The organism is Pseudomonas sp. LBUM1657 (assembly GCF_059716075.1).
The window spans coordinates 1,621,480-1,639,980 of the sequence record NZ_CP166799.1 but is presented as its reverse complement, the minus strand read 5'-3'; the positions used below and the strand labels follow the sequence as shown (position 1 = coordinate 1,639,980).

Annotated in this window: 18 protein-coding genes; 11 read left to right on the top strand and 7 right to left on the bottom strand. The window is 60.4% G+C overall.

Annotation, left to right across the window (positions count from 1 at the left end):
* Positions 1–119 precede the first annotated feature (119 nt).
* The gene (locus tag ACA055_RS07425; RefSeq protein ID WP_497683042.1) at positions 120–566 is read left to right on the top strand and encodes a Spy/CpxP family protein refolding chaperone; all 447 of its coding nucleotides are present in this window, start codon (positions 120–122) and stop codon (positions 564–566) included.
* 175 nt (positions 567–741) lie between these two features.
* Positions 742–2,082 carry a sensor histidine kinase gene (locus tag ACA055_RS07420; RefSeq protein WP_497683041.1) on the top strand — a complete coding sequence of 447 codons (1,341 nt, stop codon included), beginning with the start codon at positions 742–744 and terminating at the stop codon, positions 2,080–2,082.
* Positions 2,083–2,191: 109 nt separating this feature from the next.
* Here the strand turns inward: ACA055_RS07420 and ACA055_RS07415 are convergent, their stop codons facing one another.
* Positions 2,192–2,758, bottom strand: a complete 567-nt coding sequence (locus ACA055_RS07415) for an NAD(P)H nitroreductase (protein ID WP_497683040.1) — start codon at positions 2,756–2,758, stop codon at positions 2,192–2,194.
* A gap of 122 nt (positions 2,759–2,880) precedes the next feature.
* On the opposite strand from ACA055_RS07415, the gene ACA055_RS07410 reads away from it, so the two are divergent.
* A complete protein-coding gene (locus ACA055_RS07410) occupies positions 2,881–4,335 on the top strand; it encodes a TrkH family potassium uptake protein (RefSeq protein ID WP_497683039.1) in 1,455 nt (484 codons plus the stop codon).
* Here ACA055_RS07410 and ACA055_RS07405 read toward each other — a convergent pair.
* Positions 4,292–5,353 carry an AraC family transcriptional regulator gene (locus tag ACA055_RS07405; protein WP_497683038.1) on the bottom strand — a complete coding sequence of 354 codons (1,062 nt, stop codon included), beginning with the start codon at positions 5,351–5,353 and terminating at the stop codon, positions 4,292–4,294. The two genes, ACA055_RS07410 and ACA055_RS07405, sit on opposite strands and share 44 nt — an antisense overlap.
* A gap of 160 nt (positions 5,354–5,513) precedes the next feature.
* Here ACA055_RS07405 and ACA055_RS07400 point away from each other — a divergent pair, with 160 nt between their 5' ends.
* Entirely contained in the window at positions 5,514–5,825 is a 312-nt protein-coding gene (locus ACA055_RS07400; RefSeq protein ID WP_497683037.1) for an Mpo1-like protein, read from the top strand.
* Between the two features lie 99 nt (positions 5,826–5,924).
* Positions 5,925–6,515: an HD domain-containing protein gene (locus ACA055_RS07395; protein WP_497683036.1), complete on the top strand. Its 591-nt coding sequence runs from the start codon at positions 5,925–5,927 to the stop codon at positions 6,513–6,515.
* Positions 6,516–6,580: 65 nt separating this feature from the next.
* Here ACA055_RS07395 and ACA055_RS07390 read toward each other — a convergent pair whose 3' ends face one another.
* Positions 6,581–7,396, bottom strand: coding sequence for a UDP-2,3-diacylglucosamine diphosphatase (locus ACA055_RS07390; protein WP_497683035.1), 816 nt, complete (start codon positions 7,394–7,396; stop codon positions 6,581–6,583).
* 135 nt (positions 7,397–7,531) lie between these two features.
* Here ACA055_RS07390 and ACA055_RS07385 point away from each other — a divergent pair, with 135 nt between their 5' ends.
* Complete coding sequence (locus tag ACA055_RS07385; protein ID WP_497683034.1) at positions 7,532–8,290, top strand: helix-turn-helix transcriptional regulator; 759 nt, start codon at positions 7,532–7,534, stop codon at positions 8,288–8,290.
* Between the two features lie 78 nt (positions 8,291–8,368).
* Positions 8,369–9,262, top strand: coding sequence for a DMT family transporter (locus ACA055_RS07380; protein WP_497683033.1), 894 nt, complete (start codon positions 8,369–8,371; stop codon positions 9,260–9,262).
* Here ACA055_RS07380 and ACA055_RS07375 read toward each other — a convergent pair.
* From ACA055_RS07375 to recQ, 4 genes are all read right to left on the bottom strand, one after another.
* Positions 9,256–9,543: an Rdx family protein gene (locus tag ACA055_RS07375; protein ID WP_497683032.1), complete on the bottom strand. Its 288-nt coding sequence runs from the start codon at positions 9,541–9,543 to the stop codon at positions 9,256–9,258. The genes ACA055_RS07380 and ACA055_RS07375 overlap by 7 nt on opposite strands.
* 178 nt (positions 9,544–9,721) lie before the next feature.
* On the bottom strand, positions 9,722–11,482 hold the full coding sequence (locus ACA055_RS07370) for a motility hub landmark protein FimV (protein WP_497683031.1): 1,761 nt from the start codon (positions 11,480–11,482) through the stop codon (positions 9,722–9,724).
* Between the two features lie 127 nt (positions 11,483–11,609).
* Positions 11,610–12,044, bottom strand: a complete 435-nt coding sequence (locus ACA055_RS07365) for a MarR family transcriptional regulator (RefSeq protein WP_497683030.1) — start codon at positions 12,042–12,044, stop codon at positions 11,610–11,612.
* 119 nt (positions 12,045–12,163) lie between these two features.
* On the bottom strand, positions 12,164–14,290 hold the full coding sequence (gene recQ / locus ACA055_RS07360; RefSeq protein ID WP_497683029.1) for a DNA helicase RecQ: 2,127 nt from the start codon (positions 14,288–14,290) through the stop codon (positions 12,164–12,166).
* A gap of 400 nt (positions 14,291–14,690) precedes the next feature.
* On the opposite strand from recQ, the gene ACA055_RS07355 reads away from it, so the two are divergent.
* The 4 genes from ACA055_RS07355 to lapD all read left to right on the top strand — a co-directional run bounded on the left by ACA055_RS07355 (position 14,691) and on the right by lapD (position 18,428).
* Positions 14,691–15,278, top strand: a complete 588-nt coding sequence (locus tag ACA055_RS07355; protein WP_038979493.1) for a UPF0149 family protein — start codon at positions 14,691–14,693, stop codon at positions 15,276–15,278.
* A gap of 10 nt (positions 15,279–15,288) precedes the next feature.
* Positions 15,289–15,675 (top strand): YbaN family protein, encoded by a 387-nt coding sequence (locus ACA055_RS07350; RefSeq protein ID WP_497683028.1) that lies wholly within the window; start codon positions 15,289–15,291, stop codon positions 15,673–15,675.
* A gap of 85 nt (positions 15,676–15,760) precedes the next feature.
* Positions 15,761–16,468, top strand: coding sequence for a cysteine protease LapG (gene lapG / locus ACA055_RS07345; protein ID WP_497683027.1), 708 nt, complete (start codon positions 15,761–15,763; stop codon positions 16,466–16,468).
* 19 nt (positions 16,469–16,487) lie between these two features.
* Positions 16,488–18,428: a cyclic di-GMP receptor LapD gene (gene lapD, locus ACA055_RS07340; protein WP_497683026.1), complete on the top strand. Its 1,941-nt coding sequence runs from the start codon at positions 16,488–16,490 to the stop codon at positions 18,426–18,428.
* The last annotated feature ends 73 nt before the right edge of the window (positions 18,429–18,501 follow it).

The following is an 18,501-nucleotide window of genomic DNA, read 5'->3' as shown; positions in this document are numbered from 1 at the left end:
TCAGGTCGCCAAGAAATCGTCTTTACCCAAGCTTTACGCTCCGCTGACCGCCGCTGACCTTGATCTCCGTAATCTGTACTCATCCGGAACGTACCGGGAACGAGACAAGGAGATTCACCATGCGCAAGACTCTTATCGCTCTGATGTTCGCTGCCGCCCTGCCGACCGTTGCCATGGCCATGCCTGAAGGCGCCGGCCCTATGGGACCGATGGACGGCTCGCGCCACGGCGGTCAGATGCACGGCATGCACGGTAAAGGCCCGTACAGCCAACTGGACCTGAGCCGCGAACAGCGCGAGCAGATCCGCAAGATCATGGGCGAGCAGATGCATTCGCGTAAGCAAGTGGTCGACAAGTACCTGGAGAAACTCTCGCCAGCCGACCAGAAGGCCATGAAAGACGAAATGGCGGCCAACCACAAAAAAGCTGAAGCCGATGTGCGCGCCTTGCTGAAACCGGATCAACAGAAGCAATTCGACGAGATCCAGAAGAAAAAGGCTGAGCGTCGCGCAGAATGGGCCGAGTTCAAGGCCTGGAAAGCGCAACAACCGCAAAAAGCGCAATAATGCGCTAACTCCGGACCCAACGGCTGACACCGTTGGGTCTGATGCCACTCAGTCTAATGTGGGAGCGGGCTTGCTCGCGAAGGCGGTGTGTCAGGTAAAGCATTTGCTGACTGACACACCGCCTTCGCGAGCAAGCCCGCTCCCACAGGAATTTGTGTTTGTTTGAGGATTTTCTGTGCGCTCATTGTTCTGGCGTATTCTGGCCAGCTTCTGGCTGGCCATCACTCTGGTTGCAGGGCTTTCCATTCTCCTTGGGCACATGCTCAACCAGGACGCGTGGATTCTCAGTCGCCATCCGGGCCTCAACACCCTGGCCGAACAGTGGACGCAAACCTACGAAGCCCAGGGTGAAGAAGCCGCCCAGGACATTCTGGAACAGCGCAAGCGCCAGTACCACATCGACGTTCAGGTACTCAACGAGAGCGGCGATCCGGTGGTGCGCGGCACCTTCCCACGCCGGGCGGCTGCCTTCGAAGCGCGGCAGAACAATGACGATCGGCGCCTGCCATGGCGTCGTCTGACAGATGAGTACACCAGCGCAAAAACCGGCGACACCTACCTGCTGATCTACCGTATTCCGCACCCGGAACTGGACGCCTGGCACCGCGAAAGCCTGCTCTGGCCATTGAGTGCGCTGGGGATCGCGCTGGTGGTGCTGACTCTGTTCAGCTTGCTGGTAACCTTTTCCATCACCCGCCCCCTCAGCCGTTTGCGTGGCGCAGTGCATGACCTGGGGCAAACCACCTACCAACAAAACAGCCTGGTCAAACTGGCCAACCGCCGCGATGAGTTCGGTGTGCTGGCCAACGACTTCAACCGCATGGGCGCACGTCTGCAAAGCTTGATCGGCAGTCAGCGGCAACTGCTGCGCGATGTATCCCACGAATTGCGTTCTCCACTGGCGCGGCTACGCATTGCGCTGGCACTGGCTGAGCGGGCCAATCCTGAAGAGAGGGAAAAACTCTGGCCGCGCCTGACTCGTGAATGCGACCGCCTGGAAGCATTGATCAGCGAAATTCTGGTCCTGGCGCGAGTCGATGCCGACAACGCCAGCGCCGAAGAGGTTGATCTCAATGCCTTGCTCAACACCCTGCAAAAGGATGCTCAATTGGGTTCACCGGAGCAGAACGTCTGCCTTGAGGTTGAGCCGCAACTGAACCTCAAAGGCTGGCCGACCATGATCGAGCGCGCCGTGGACAATTTGTTGCGCAACGCCCAACGCTTCAACCCGGTGGGGCAGCCGATTGAAATGCAGGCGTCGCGTCAGGGCGAGCGGATTGTGGTCAGCGTGCGTGACCATGGGCCCGGTGTAGAGACCGAGCATTTGAATCAGTTGGGCGAGCCGTTCTATCGGGCACCGGGACAGACAGCGGCCGGGCATGGTTTGGGATTGGCCATTGCGCGGCGTGCGGCGGAACGGCATGGCGGGAGCCTGGTGCTGGCCAATCACCCGCAAGGCGGGTTTGTTGCCAGCCTGGAATTGCCGTTGGTGCCGGGGGCGGTGGTCCAGCCTTGAACCCAGTGTGGGAGCGGGCTTGCTCGCGAAGGCGTCGGCACAACCAGCATCGCAGCGCCTGATACTCCGCTTTCGCGAGCAAGCCCGCTCCCACATTTGATCGGCGGTGTCAGGCCTTTCCGGGCCAGGCGCTGACGAACTCGGCCAATTCAACCTTCTCCGCCACACGGGGCTCCTTCTGCGGAGTGCCCAGGTAGAGGAACGCAATCACCTCTTCCCCTTCAGCCAAGCCCAACCCTTTGGCCACATGCGCCGAATAGGCCAGCTCACCTGTGCGCCATACCGCGCCAATCCCTTGCGCATACGCCGCCAGTAAAATTCCGTGAGCCGCGCACCCCGCCGCGAGCAGTTGCTCGGACTTAGGATATTTGACGTGATCCTGCAAACGAGCAATCACCACCACAACCAGTGGCGCGCGCAGCGGGCCGTTGCGCGCCTTGTCCAGCGCGGCTTCAGATACCTCGCTGTCCTGCAGCTTCGCGGCTTCGGCCAGCAGCTCGCCCATTTGCTCACGCGCCGCGCCTTCGACTGTCAGAAAGCGCCAAGGCTGCAAGTGACCGTGGTCCGGTGCACGCATCGCGGCGGCAAACAGCACTTCGCGCTGCTCTGCGGTGGGTGCCGGTTCGAGCAGTCGTGGAACGGAAACACGGTTGAGCAAAGCGTCGAGAGCCTGCATCGGCCACCTCCTGAAAAAAATGTTTGGCTATTCTAGCTGCAAGTGCCATAGAGGTGCCGGTTTACATGCCCTGCCCCACAGGTAGAATGGCGCCCTTCCCACTATCAGCCCGAGCGGACTTCATGGCGTTGCCGACCTTACGTCTCATTGGTTTTATCATCGGCATCTTCCTGATAACCCTGGCTATCGCCATGGTCGTGCCCATGGCCACACTGGTAATCTTCGACCGCACCGGCGACCTGCCGTCGTTCCTTTGGGCGAGCATGATCACCTTTGTCGCGGGCCTGGCCCTGGTCATCCCCGGTCGCCCCGAGCACGTGCACCTGCGCCCGCGGGACATGTACCTGCTGACTGTCAGCAGTTGGCTGGTGGTGTGCATCTTCGCCGCGCTGCCGTTCCTGCTGACCCAGCACATCAGCTACACCGACTCGTTCTTCGAGAGCATGTCCGGCATTACCGCCACCGGTTCGACGGTACTCAACCGCCTGGACGACATGTCCCCCGGCATCCTGATGTGGCGCTCATTGCTGCACTGGATCGGTGGTATCGGTTTTATCGGCATGGCGGTAGCGATTCTGCCACTGCTGCGCATCGGTGGCATGCGGCTGTTTCAGACCGAGTCGTCGGACCGTTCCGAAAAGGTCATGCCCCGTTCGCATATGGTGGCGCGTTTGATCGTTGCGGCCTACGTCGGCATCACCATTTTCGGCAGCCTGGCGTTCTGGTGGGCCGGAATGAGCCCGTTCGATGCGATCAACCATGCGATGTCAGCGATTTCCACCGGCGGTTTCTCCACTTCCGATCTGTCGCTGGCCAAGTGGCAGCAACCGGCGGTGCACTGGGTGGCGATCGTCATCATGATTCTCGGCAGCCTGCCGTTCACCCTTTACGTAGCGACCTTGCGCGGTAACCGTAAGGCCCTGATCAAAGATCAACAGGTTCAAGGCTTGCTCGGCATGTTACTGGTGACCTGGCTGGTGCTAGGCACCTGGTACTGGTGGACCACCCAGCTGCATTGGCTGGAAGCACTGCGGCATGTGGCGCTGAACGTGACCTCGATCGTGACCACCACCGGTTTTGCGCTCGGGGACTACAGCCTGTGGGGCAATTTCTCGCTGATGCTGTTCTTTTATCTGGGCTTTATCGGTGGCTGCTCAGGATCGACCGCCGGCGGGATCAAGATTTTCCGCTTCCAGGTCGCCTACATCCTGCTCAAGGCCAACCTTAACCAGTTGATTCACCCGCGCGCGGTGATCAAGCAGAAATACAACGGTCACCGTCTCGACGAAGAAATCGTGCGTTCGATTCTGACTTTTTCGTTCTTCTTTGCCATCACCATCTGTGTGATTGCGCTGTTGCTGTCTTTGCTTGGTGTGGACTGGATGACGGCCCTGACCGGCGCGGCCAGCACCGTCTCCGGTGTCGGTCCGGGATTGGGCGAGACCATCGGCCCGGCGGGTAACTTCGCCTCGCTCCCGGATGCTGCCAAATGGATTCTTTCATTCGGCATGCTATTGGGCCGACTGGAGATCATTACGGTGTTCGTTCTGTGTATTCCGGCGTTCTGGCGTCACTGACAAGCGCCGGCGCCGCCATCAGCCGCACCCGGTACTCGCCGGGCGTGGCGTCGAACCAGCGTCGGAAGGCGCGGAAGAAGTTGCTCGGATCAGCGAACCCCAGCAAGTAGGCAATTTCCAGCAGGGTCATGCTCGGCTGCGCCAGATACTGCTCGGCCAGTTCGCGCCGGGTGTCGTCGAGCAACGTCTGAAAACTCGTGCCCTCTTCCTGCAAACGTCGCTGCAAGGTGCGTTGTGACAGGTGCAACGTCTGCGCCACGGTATCGCGCTTGGGTTCGCCCTGGGGCAGCAAACGGCACAGCACCTGCCGCGCCTTGTGGGTCACGCGGCTTTCGGAAAACCGCGCCAGGTATTCGCCGGCAAACCGGTCATGCAGCAGCGCCATTGCTTCGTTGGCGGTCGGCAGCGGCGCCTCCATGTCGGCTCGCTCGAAGATCAACGCGTCATACGGTGCGTTGAACACCAGCGGTGCATGGAAGGCTTGTTTGTAGGGTTCGAGATTGGCGGGCTGATCGCCCTGCAGCAGTACCTTGCGCGGGTGCAGCATCCGCCCGGTCAACCAGCCGCACAGTGCCAGCGCACAGGCCAGCGACGCTTCGGCACTCTGTCGGGTCGGTGGCAGGTGATCGCCATGGACCGTCAGAATCAGTGCGTAATCCTCATCCAGCAATCGGAAACTCAGGTCAGCACTTTCGGCAATGATCCGCTGATAACGCACCAGTCGTTGAAAGCCTTCGGCCAGCGTTCGGCTGGACATCAAGGCGTACCCGGCCACATGGAAGGAAGCCGGCCGCACCACCTTGCCCATGTTCAGGCCGATCGCCGGGTTGCCGGACAGCTCGACCGCGCGCTGCCAGAGTCGTGTCATGGAATCTTGCGGGAACCGCGCATCCGGATCATCCAGTGCCGCGTAGTCGAGCCCCAGCTGCTTGAACAGTACCCGGCAATCCAGGCCGTCCATTTCCAGTGCTTTGACAATCCCCATCGCCCAGCTTGCAGAAGTCGTTCGTTCGCTCATGGCGTTTACTTATTTGTTGAGCCGTCTACCGCGGCAAATTTGCGAAGGATACTAAAGTGGCGCCTATTGTCACTGGCTGATGCCAATGATCACTCTAGACTTAAATAAGCTGCCCGCAGAACAACTTGCAGTCAGAACAATAACCACAGAGATCGCAGTCGTGGAAAACACCAAGCGTTTCAATAGCTTCGCTGAGTTTTACCCGTATTACCTCAGCGAACACAGCAACAGCACCTGCAGACGATTGCACTTCATCGGTACGACGCTGGTTATTTTCATTCTGGCCCTGACCATCGGCAAAGGCGCGTGGCTACTGTTGCTGGCCCTTCCCCTGGCCGGTTACAGCTTCGCCTGGGCCGGGCATTTCTTCTTCGAGAAGAATCGTCCTGCAACCTTTCAACATCCGTTTTACAGCCTGCTCGGTGATTTCGTCATGTATCGCGACATGATTCTGGGCCGCGTGCCGTTCTAGGCTCGATTCGTCATAAAAGCGTCCTGCGCAGCCAGTGCGCTCATGGCTCCAAGCCCTACACTCAAAAAATCCCTTTCGATAAGAACAAGAGGATAGCCGATGAATGCCAATGCCCGTTTCACCCACATGCAGGACGGCACGCAGGAAGACTGGGCGATCATTGCCGCAGACTTCAGTGCCTACGCGAGGCAATTGCCGACACGGATTGTGGCGCACCTGAAGTTACTGGAGGGTGATTTTGGCGGCTTCCCGGTGGATCGCCTGACCCACTCCCTGCAAACCGCCAGCCGCGCCTGGCGCGATGGCCGCGACGAAGAATATGTGGTCTGTGCGCTGCTGCACGACATTGGCGATACCTTGGGTTCCTACAACCATCCGGACATCGCCGCGGCCATCCTCAAACCGTTCGTCAGCGACGAGAACCTGTGGATGGTGGAGAAGCACGGGATTTTCCAGGGTTACTACTTCTTCCATCATCTGGGCATGGATCGGCATTTGCGCGAGCAATTCAAGGGCCATCCGCAGTATCTGGCGACTATCGAATTCTGCGCAAAGTATGACGCGGCGGCGTTTGATCCGGCGTATGACACGCTGCCGCTGAGCTTCTTCGAGCCGATGATGGAGCGGCTGTTTGCGCAGCCTAAGAATTCAATTTACAAGGCGGCGATGCAAGAACACGCGCCCGCCTGAAGATCCAAGAGACTTTGTGGGAGCGGGCTTGCTCGCGAAGAGGCCGCCCCAGACACCGTATCTGTTTACGCCGGCTCTGGGATTTTCACCGCCTTCAACTCCGCCTCCCGCGCCTGGGCATCCGCCAACCGGTACAACTCGATCGAACCGTCCCAATGTTCGATCAACGCCGTGCACGACTCCACCCAATCCCCACAATTGAGGTAATCCACCTCGCCGACCTTGCGAATTTCGGCATGGTGAATGTGCCCGCACACCACCCCATGCAACCCGCGCTTGACGCATTCATGGGCGATGGCTTCTTCGAAGTCGCTGATAAAACTGACGGCGGTTTTCACCTTGTGCTTGAGGTACGCCGACAGTGACCAGTAGCCATAGCCATACCGGGCACGCCAGTGATTGAGCCAGCGGTTGAGCGTCAGGGTGAATTCGTAGGCCGAGTCGCCGAGAAAGGCCAGCCAGCGGTGATACCGGGTGATCACATCGAACTGGTCGCCGTGGATCACCAACAAATGACGACCATCGGCGGTCACGTGCACCGCTTCATCCACCAGTTGGATATTGCCCAGAATCAGCTTCGAGTAGCGGCGCAGGAATTCGTCATGGTTGCCGGTGACGTAGATCACTTCTGTGCCGCGCTTGCTCATGGTCAACAGGCGCCGAATCACATTCGTGTGTGCCTGGGGCCAGTACATGCCGCCGCGCAGTTTCCAGCCGTCAATGATGTCGCCGACCAGGTAAATCCTGTCGGCGTGGTAGCCCTTGAGAAACTGCGACAGGTGTTCGGCCTGGCAATCCCGGGTGCCCAGATGCACGTCGGAAATCCATAAGGTCCGCACACGTTGCTTACGACTGGGTTTGGCGAGCTCGGCGCTGGTCATGGGCAACCCTCTGGAAAAGTTTTCGCAAGCTTGCGCCGGCCCGGTTAATGGCCCATGACAAAGGCAAGTCAGTCCTGTGACAACGCTGGCGAGTTCCCGAGGTGTAGACTGACGGCCTTAACTGGGAGACCTGCGATGAGACCGATCCTCACGCTACGCCAATACACTCGCGACCTGATCGTCCACAGCCACGACCACGCGCAACTGGTGTTCGGGCTGTCGGGCGCGCTGGATTTCGAGGTCGACGGGCGTGGCAGTCAGGTGATTCAGCAGAGTTTCGTGGTGGTGCCGTCCGGTTTCCATCATGCCTGCGGCAGTAGCAATGGCAGCCGTTGCCTGGTGCTGGATGTGCCGAGCGATCAATGGGTTTCTCAATCCCTTGGCGACCACGCCGAAGCCAGCCGTCGCTTGCTCGACAACGCCGGGCGCCTGCCGCTCGATGCCGGGCAAAGCCAATTGGTGAGTTGGCTGGCGGGCAGCCAGGTCAGTGATCCGCTGATTGCCCAGCAAGGCGCGGTGCTGTTGCTGGCCAGCCTCAACAACGCCAAACCGCAGGTCGTGGGCGGTCGACGTCTGCCGTATGCCGCGCTCAATGCACACATTGATCAGCACGCGGCCTACCCGCTGCAAGTCGCTGATCTGGCGCGCATCGCCGGATTGTCCAGCGCCCGGCTGCACGCGCGGTTCGTTGCCGAATGCGGACAAACACCGATGGACTACATCCGCAGCCGACGCCTGCACATGGCCGTGGGCATGTTGCGCAATTCGGCGTTGCCCATCGGCGAGATTGCCAGTCGGGTCGGTTACAGCTCTCAGAGTGCATTTGCCGCGGCGGTATTGCGCGAGTTTGGCACCTCGCCCGGCACATTGCGGCGCGAGGCTGGCAACAAATGACGCGAGTCTGGCGACAGACATAGGCGGCGCTACACGGTTCAATGTAGGCCTCTGTTCGTTTGGTTGTTAAGGATTGCAATGACTCCCCGTACCGCCCTTGGCGCCCTGCATATCGGCGCACTGATGTTTGGCCTGACCGGCGTGTTCGGCAAACTCGCCGCCGCCTCCCCCGCCATCATCGTTTTCGGGCGTGCCGCGTTTGCGGTGCTGGCACTGGCGTTTTTTGCGCGGTTCGCCAGCAACACTCGCTGGTACAAACTCGAAGCCGTGGACTGGCGTCGGCTGCTGCTCAGCGGCTTGCTGCTGGCCGGGCACTGGGTGAGTTTCTTCATTGCGGTGAAAGTCGCGGGGGTGGCAATCGCGACCCTGGGCTTTGCCAGCTTCCCAGCGTTTACCGTGATCCTCGAAGGGCTGATCTTTCGCGAGCGAATCCGCGCCAACGAAATCCTGTTGGTGGTGCTGGTGAGTATCGGACTGGTACTGGTCACCCCGGACTTTGATCTGGCCAGCGGCGCCACCATTGGCCTGCTCTGGGCGGTGGGTTCCGGTTTGTTGTTCGCCCTGTTGTCCCTGACCAACCGCGCCAGCTCCGGGCGTATTCCACCCGTGCAGGCAGCGCTGTGTCAGAACATCGTGGTTGCGCTGTGCCTGCTGCCGGTGGCGGCACCGCAGTTGAGCGAAGTGCGCGCCCTCGACTGGCTGTGGATCGGCTTGCTTGGCGTGTTCTGCACTGGTGTCGCTCACAGTCTGTTTGTCGCCAGCCTGGCAGTGATCAAGGCACGGACTGCGGCGGTGGTGTTTGCCCTGGAACCGGTTTACGGGATCACGGTGGCCTGGCTGCTGTTCGATGAGAATCCGACCCCGCGCATGTTGATCGGCGGCGCGTTGATCATCGTGGCGATCGTGGTCTCCAGCCGCCTCTCGGGCGGTTCAAGCAAGAAGACCGTGGCGGCAGAAGCGGCGTCTCACTGAGTGCGGTCGTTGTGTCCCAGGTCGCGGTCCGGATCGATCTGATCGCGGACCCGTTGCTTGAGCACCTTGGCCTCGGGAAAACCGCCGTCCGCCTTGCGTTCCCATATCTGCACATCGTCACAGAAAATGTGGAAGACCCCACCGGTGCCGGGCACCAGCGACACTTTGCCCAGGTCGTCGCCGAAGGTACTGAGCAGTTCCTGGGCCAGCCAGGCAGCGCGCAACAACCACTGACACTGCGTGCAATAAGTGATGACGATTTCGGGTTTGCGTGTGGTCATGTTGAGCAACATTCCTGAGACAGAGGGGCGTCGCTATCATAGCCGTCTTTTTTGGCTCGACCTGCCAAATGTGGGAGCGGGCTTGCTCGTGAAGAGGGAGTGTCAGTCGACATAAAAGTCGCCTGATACACCGCTTTCGCGAGCAAGCCCGCTCCCACACTGAATTGTCGGTGCAGTACTATCGGATTCCGGCCAATAGACTTCGGGCCGTTTGCTTAAGCGGTTCGTCGCCATCCTTGAGCAACTCGTTGAGCAACTCGATGGCGCTGTCGAGATCACCGTCATCGATGCAGGTCTGGGCCTGTTCCAGTTTGCCTGCCGAGGTTGATTCGGCCGGCTCCAGGCTCAGCGGTTCATCCAGCGACAGGTCGGAGTCGCTGAACTCATTGAGGAAAGCGTCATCCAGAGGCTGTGAGTCAGGTTCGGCAACCCATTCAAGTTCCGGTTCGTCCAACGTCGGGTCGTCGGGCATTTCGAAGACGTCCGGCAGTACGTGCAGGTTCGAGGTAAATGGCGATTCGGTCGACTCGGGTTCGCTCGGCGGTTTGGCGGCGGATGGTGCGTTGTCGAAGGGGCTGATCAGATCCCAATTCGAATCCATCGACAAGTCATCCAGGTTCAGCTGAAATTCATCGTCGGGCGCTGCCGTCTGAGCCGCTGCAGCGGTCGACGGAATAACGACTGCTGCGGCCGACACCGGTGCAGCGCTGGTCAATTTCGGGTGGCGCGCACGGATATCCTGAAGCTTTTGCTCATCGAACCCGGCTTCGCGCAGACTGTTTTCCTGCGTTTCATAGGCCGGCACGTCGCCCTGTTTACCCAGGACTTCCAGCAGTTGCACGGCCAGATCCGTACGTTGCGGCTCCTTGATCAGCGCCTCTCGCAGCAAACCGGCCGCTTCGGAAAAACGACCATAGGTCAAATAGATACCAACCCCTTCAAGCACATCGCCGGCTGGAGTCTCTTCACGCGGTTCGCTGGCGGGTTGTAGCTGCGTAACCGTTTTCAGGGCCGGCTCCTGGCGCGATGGCAACACAGGCAAAGGCTCGGGCAATGCCTGAACCTGCTGTCGTTGACGGCGAACAAACAGCCCCAGCAACACCAACGCCACCAGTGCCAGCACCCCAAAGATCAGCGGCCAGTGGCTAGCCTCGGGCTCTTCCACCACCACTGGCGCAGGCGCCACGGCAGCTGGAGCAACTGGTTCCGCTGGTGCCTCTTTGACTTCTGCCAATCGGGTCTGCAGTTCAGTCACCTGCTTTTTCTGGCCGGCGATCTGCTCGTCCTGAGCCTGAAGCTTCGCCTGCAGCTCATCGAGGGTGGTTTGCAACTGCTGGTTTTGCAGCACGCTGGCGGCCAGTTGTTCGGCAACGGGATCAATTGCAGGTGCAGCGGCAGGTTGATCGACACGGGGCTTTGGCGGCTTCTTGGCCGGTGGCGGCGCAATGGCCGGCTCGACCGTCGGGAATGGAGAAGTCCAGGCCTCGGCAGCAGGCTCATCACTGACCGGAACAATCCCCGGTGAACCGGGCGGATCGATCAGTACCGTGTATTCGCGCAGCAAACGACCGTTGGGCTGTTTGAGCTGCACCAGGAAATTCAGGAAAGGTTCGTTGACCGGTTTGTTGGAACTCACCCGAATCAGGCTGCGGTTGCCCCGCAGGATCGGCGTGAACTTCAGGTCATTGAGGAAAAACACACGCTCGACGCCGGCGCGGCTGAACTCGTCCGCCGTCGCCAGGCTGATGAAGAGGTCGCCCTCTTCCAGACCAGCGGCGTCCACCAGGGCAATATCGGCGCGCAGCGGCTGATTCAGCGCCGAATGGAGGGTAATCTCACCCAGGCCCAACGCGGGCGCCAATGCCGAGTAAGTGACAGCACCACCGACCAGAAGCAGCCTGGCGCCACACCGCAAAACGAATTGCCAACTCTCGAGCATGAGCATCCCTTAGATAAGCAGAACCAACTTGTACGTATTCGCACATCCGGTACGAACACGATATTGCCGAGTAGTTCTTATAGTCAGCCCAACGCGTTTTCTCAAAAGCCTGGCGTGCGGTTATGCCTCAAGATTTTTCAAGGTTGGCCAGAATATGCCCGTGGACACGCATGCAGACCTTCAAATCCGCCTCATCGACGCCGTCGAACAGTTCGTGGCGCAATTGGGTGGCAATGGTTTCAATTTGTTCGATCAGGGGGCGGGCCGGAGCACAGAGAACGATTTTTTTCGCCCGACGGTCTTCCAGCACCGATTGGCGCTGGACCAGGCCTTGGCTCTCCAGGCTGTCGAGCAGCCGGGCCAGGGTCGGCCCTTCGACGCCGACGCTTTGCGCCAGTTCACGTTGGGTCGGGGCCTCGTCGAAACGTGCCAGATGCAGCAGCACCAGCCAGCGCGCCTGGGACAGCCCGAGACCGGCCAAACGGCGGTCCAGTTCGGCACGCCAGCCGCGCGACATCTGGGCCAGTTGCATGCCAAAGCGGTGTTGATCGGTTAACGGCATAAAAAACTCATGATTAGACTGAAATAGAGAAAAACTAATTATTAGTCAGCTAAGCATGACCCTTGGCTGGAGGCAAGGCTTGCTCTGTACTGAATCGTTACATCTATGCGATCGATCACTCAAATCTCGAATTCGGACTGCAGCGCCGCCCGAACACAGTACAAAACCCCTTCCGGCACGCGACCGGCGAACAGTGCGGCAATCTCCGCCACGGGTGGCAATTCGCCTTCGCCGTCGAGGAACGCATCCTGGACTTCGCCCATCAAGTCTTCGGGAAGATCCAGCGCCTGCTCCAGAGACAACTGCTGCTTGCCAATGGCTTCGGCGAGCATGGTGTAGACGTTCTTTTCCGAGCATTGCAGCTGGCCGGCGATCTGCAGCGGCGTCATGCCCGCGCGCGCCAGGGTGATCAGTTCGTGGCGCACGTCGGCCACCACTTTCGGCGCTTCGACCTGCCCACCTAGGACTTCCAGGAAGGCCTCGCCGTAACGTTCCAGTTTGCGCGCGCCGACGCCGCTGACCGTGGCCATTTCCGCCAGCGAGGTCGGCTGGCTGCGGAGCATTTCCAGCAAGGTCGAATCGGGGAAAATGACGTACGGCGGCACGCCATGTTCTTCGGCGAGCTTGCGACGCAGGGCGCGCAAGGCTTCCCATTGTTCGCGCTCTTCGCCACGGACCAGTTGGCTCGCCTGGCTTTTGCTGCTTTTCGCCGTGGTTTGCGGCTTGAGGTCGCGGCGCAGTTCGAGGGTCACTTCACCCTTGAGCAGCGGTCTGCACGTATCGCTCAGGCGCAAGCCGCCGTAGCCTTCGAGGTCGATGTCTGCCAGACCGCGAGCAACAAGCTGTCGGAACAAGGAGCGCCATTCGCCCTCGGCCATCGCTTTGCCTACACCGTATACCGACAGATGCTGATGGCCGAAGCTGCGGACCTTTTCGTTGTCCTTGCCCAGCAACACGTCCACCAGATGCCCGACGCCGTAGCGCTGGCCGGTGCGGTAGATCGCCGAGAGTGCCTGACGGGCCGGCTCGGTGGCGTCCCAGGTCTGTACGCCGTCGACGCAGTTGTCGCAATGACCGCACGGCTCGGGCATGTCTTCATCGAAATAGGCCAGCAGTGTCTGGCGGCGGCAGCGGGTTTCTTCGCAGAGCGAGAGCATGGCGTCGAGTTTGTGCTGCTCCAGACGCTTGTGGCGCTCGTCGCCTTCGGAGTTTTGCAGCATCTGCTTGAGCATCACCACGTCTTGCAGGCCGTAGGCCATCCAGGCATCGGCCGGCAGACCATCACGGCCGCCGCGACCGGTTTCCTGGTAATACGCTTCGAGGGATTTCGGCAAGTCGAGGTGCGCGACAAAACGAACGTTGGGTTTGTCGATGCCCATGCCGAACGCCACGGTGGCGACCATGATCAGGCCTTCTTCGTTGAGGAAGCGCTTCTGGTGATGGGCCCGGGTGTCGTTAGGCAGGCCGGCGTGGTACGGCAACGCCGGGAAGCCTTGTTCGCTGAGGAACACCGCCACTTCGTCGACTTTCTTGCGCGACAGGCAGTAAACGATGCCGGCATCGCTGCGTCGTTCCGCGAGGAACGCCAGCAACTGCTTGCGCGGCTGCTCCTTGGGCACGATGCGATAGAAAATGTTCGGTCGGTCGAAGCTCGACAGGAAACGCTCGGCATCCTGCAGATGCAGGCGATCGACGATTTCTTCCCGGGTGCGCTTGTCGGCGGTGGCGGTCAGGGCGATACGCGGGACGTTGGGGAACAGTTCCGCCAACTGGCCCAGTTGCAGGTATTCGCGGCGGAAGTCATGCCCCCATTGGGATACGCAGTGAGCTTCGTCGATGGCGAACAGGGCGATTTCCAGGCTTTGCAGGAAAGCCAGCATGCGGGGCTGAACCAGACGCTCGGGGGCGAGGTAAAGCATTTTCACTTCACCGCGCTTGATCCGCGCCGCCAGATCGCGCTGCTGCTCGGCGCTAAGCGTCGAATTCAACGCCGCCGCGGCGACGCCCAGCTCTTCGAGGGTGGCGACCTGGTCGTCCATCAAAGCGATCAACGGCGACACAACCACTGCCAGGCCTTCACGCAACAGCGCAGGCACCTGGAAGCACAAGGATTTGCCACCACCGGTAGGCATCAGCACCAAGGCGTCGCCGCCACTGGCCACGCGCTCAATGATTGCACCCTGACGGCCACGGAAACTGTCGTAGCCGAAGATGTCCTTGAGAACGCGTTGAGCCTGTTCGAGCATAAAAACTCCAAAAATCACCGAAACATCCCTGCAAGGCTGGTTCAGAACCCTGCAGGCTGCACCGACAAATCGTAAGTGCGCATTGCATGACGCTTCACATTTCAGCCGTGACGCCAGCAGGGCATCACAAAACGCGCGAGTATACCCGACCCCTGTGCGGCAAAGGGTGCCGCTGAGAAGACACACGAGAACCAACCTGTGGGAGCGGGCTTGCTCGCGAAGACGGTGTACCAGGTAAACCGATACCGACTGACACACCGCTTTCGCGAGCAAGCCCGCTCCCACAAGGATTGCGCTGTTCTGTGAAGTCACAACGGCGCAAATATGCCGCGCGGCTGGCCTGAGTGCTCAAGAAGGCCTAGAATTCCCGCATCTGTTTAATTCCCAAGGTAGCCCTTTAATGTCCTTCGCTGAGCAACTAACCCGCCTGCAAGTCTTCCTCGACGCCGATGAACTGCATGACGAGGCGCTGGACTACGTGGCCGCCCACGGCTACCTCACCGCGCTGTCGATCTGCTCCGAAAGCGTTCCCGACCGTGAATGGATCGACGCTCTTTTCGCCGAAGAGCCGCATTACGCCGACGACACCGAGCGTGAAGCGATCGAATCCACCCTGCTGCTGCTCAAGGCTCACATCGCCCGCCAACTGGCGTCCGACGAAGAATTCGAGCTGCCATGCGACCTGGACTTGGGCGAAGAGCCGGATGATTCCGATCTGCGCGGCTGGTGCATCGGCTTCATGGAAGGCGTATTCCTGCGCGAAGCGGCCTGGTTCGAAACCGCCGAAGACGAAGTCAGCGAAATGCTGCTGCCGATCATGGTCGGTTCCGGTCTGTTCGACGAACAGCCAGAGTTCGAAGACATCGCCAAAGATGCCAACCTGATGGACGACATGATCGTACAGATCCCGGAAGCCCTGACCGCGCTGTACCTGCTGTGCCAGGCGCCAGACGAAAAACCGGCGATCCTCAAGCCACGTCACCACTAAGGTTTTGCCTATGGACAACCCCATAGGCAACCGCTCCCTGATGTTGCGCTACGTGCTGCTGGCCATCGGCTGGCTGAGCGTAGCGCTGGGGGTGATCGGGATTTTCCTGCCGGTATTGCCCACCACACCCTTCCTGCTGCTGGCGGCCGCCTGTTTCGCCCGCAGTTCGCCACGTTTTTATCAATGGCTGGTGGGGCACCCACGGCTTGGACCGTGGATTCGCGACTACCTCGACGGCAACGGCATCCCGCTCAAGGGCAAGGTCTACGCCATCGGGCTGATGTGGGCGAGCATCCTGCTTTCCTGCTACCTGGTGCCGCTGCCTTGGGCACGCGGGTTCATGCTCACCAGCGCGGTGCTGGTGACGATCTATATCCTCCGACAGAAAACCCTGTAGCACGTCCGCGTACCGTCCGACGACTTGTCCTCCCTCGCCGAAAACACCGCCTAGACTTCAGGCATCTGCATGTGAGCAGCCAGACATGTCCCGTCGTCCGCGTAGTCCAGGATGGTCAACGCTCCGACGTCGGCTCGGCAGGTGGCTGCTGCCGACGGGTTTGCTGCTGAGCGGGTTGGGCAGTGTCTGGGCCGACTGGGACTTCACGCAGATTGTGCAAGCCGCTGAAAACCGCTACGGCCCGCTCGGCCCGGCTCAGGGACGGATCGAGGCCTGGAGCCGGATGCTGCGAAGCGAAGCCGACGCGCCTGCAAGCGAGCAACTCAACGCGGTCAATCGCTTCTTCAATCAGCACTTAAGCTTTCAGGACGACACCCGCATCTGGCGGCAAACCGATTACTGGGCCACGCCCGTCGAATCCCTGATCAAGGGCGCCGCCGACTGCGAGGACTACGCCCTGGCCAAATATTTCAGCCTGCGCCACCTCGGGATTCCCAGCGAGAAACTGCGCATCACCTACGTCAAAGCCCTGAACCAGGATCAGGCGCACATGGTGTTGACCTTCTACAGCAACCCCACCGCCGAGCCGCTGGTGCTGGACAATTTGATCGGCGACATCCGCCCCGCCTCCCAACGCAAAGACCTGCTGCCGGTGTACGCCTTCAACGCCGAAGGCCTGTACTTGCCAGGCGCCAAGGGTGGCACACGCAGCAGCGACTCGAAAAAGCTGTCGCGCTGGCAAGACGTACTGAAAAAAATGCAGGCCGAAGGGTTTGCCGTGGGCGAAGGCTAGCCACAGCAAGGAGCGATTCATGTCACTGCGCAAACAGTTGTTTCTCGCCATTTGCCTGTTTTTGCTGGTGGCGTTCAGCGGCAGTTTTTTTGTCAGCCTGGAAAGCTCTCGCGAGCAGATGCTCGGCCAGTTACGCTCCCACGCCCAGGACGCGGCCACTGCACTGGGCTTGTCGTTGACGGCGCAAATCGATGATCCGACGATGATCGAATTGATGGTCAGCTCGATTTTCGACAGTGGCTACTTCAACAGCATCCGGGTCATCACGATCGTGGATGAGCAACTGCTGGTGGAGCGTCGTGCGCCAGGGCAAATCGAAGGTGTTCCCGGTTGGTTTGTGAGCCTGGTCAACCTGCATCCGCAAAGTGGCGAAGCGCTGATCATGCGCGGCTGGGAGCAAGTCGCTCGCGTCGAAGTGCTGAGCAATCCGCAGTTCGCCGTGGCGAAACTCTGGGACAGCACCGTCGGCAGCCTGATCTGGCTGGTGCTGTGCGGCCTGCTCAGTGCAGTGTTCGGAGGCTGGTTGTTGCGCCGGCAACTTCGTCCGCTCGAGAGCATGGTCAGACAGGCCGAAGCCATCAGCAAACGCGAGTTTTCCAGCCTGCCGAAACTGCCGCGCACACCGGAATTGAAACGGGTGGTGCTGGCCATGAACCAGATGGTCGAGAAGCTCAAAGCGCTGTTCGCCGAAGAAGCTGCGCGCAGTGAGCAACTGCGGGCAGACTCGTATCAGGACAGCCTGACAGGCTTGGCGAACCGGCGTTTGCTGGATGAACAACTGGCCGATCAATTGCTGGTCTGCGAGCAGAGCAGCGATGGCCATTTGCTGATGCTGCGGATCAACGACCTCGTCGGCCTCAACCAACGCCTGGGCGGCCAACGCACCGATGACTTGATCAGCGCGGTCGGCGAATTACTCAAGCGCCTGACCCAACCGCCGGAGCGTCGCACCTGGCTCGCGGCGCGCAATCGCGGCGGCGAATTCAGCCTGCTGACGCCCGGCCTGGACAGTCAGGACGCCGAGCGCCTGGCCGCCGAAATCAGCGCCACCCTGGAAAACATGCGCCTGACCGGTGCCAGCGATTGCATGCCGGTCGCCCATTTGGGCGTCGTCGCTTACCATCCCGGCGAGCCGGCCAGTGATGTGCTGATGCGACTGGATCAGGCGTTGGCGCAAGCCCGGCAACACCCGGAACGGCCGTGGATTCATTTGAGCGGCTGCGACCTGGCGCCGAACCAGTCCCCGCACGACTGGCGAACCTGGATCGACGAGGCCCTGACCGAGGGCAAGATGCAGCTGTATTTTCAGCCGGTGGTGCAATGCGCCGACACCAGCCAGGTGCTGCATCACAAAGTGCTCGCGCGCTTGCTCGACCCTCAGGGCGAAGCGATTGCCGCCGGGCATTTTCTGCCGTGGATCGAGCGACTTGGCTGGGCCGCGCGGTTCGATCTGGCCATGCTCGAGGCTACCCTCGACTACCTCGTGGTCAATCGTTGGCCGCTGGCATTGAGCCTGTCGGGCAGCACCTTGCGCGATGAGGCGCAGCTGCAACACATCCTCGACATGCTTGACTCCCTGCCCGACCTGGCTCCCCTGCTGACCCTGGAAATCGACGAACGCCAACTGCCGCCTCCGGAACTACTGCAACGCCTGAGCCGCAGCCTGCTCGACACCGGTTACCGCATCGGCCTGCAACATTTTGGCGGCAGCTTCAGCCAGATCGGCAACCTGACTCAGCTCGGCTTGGCTTACTTGAAAATAGATGGCGCCTACATACGGGGTATCGATGAGCAGAGTGACAAGCGTCTGTTCATCGAGGCGATTTTCCGCGCCACCAACAGCATTGATTTGCCGTTGATTGCGGAGATGGTCGAGACCCAGGGAGAGTTGGAGGTGATCAGGGCATTGGGATTGTTTGGGGTGATGGGACGATTGATCGGGCCGCCGGAGCCGATGTGAGTTTGCTCGATGGACCGCGTTATCGTTCTTCGCGAGCAAGCCCGCTCCCACATTGGACCTGCCTCAATCACAC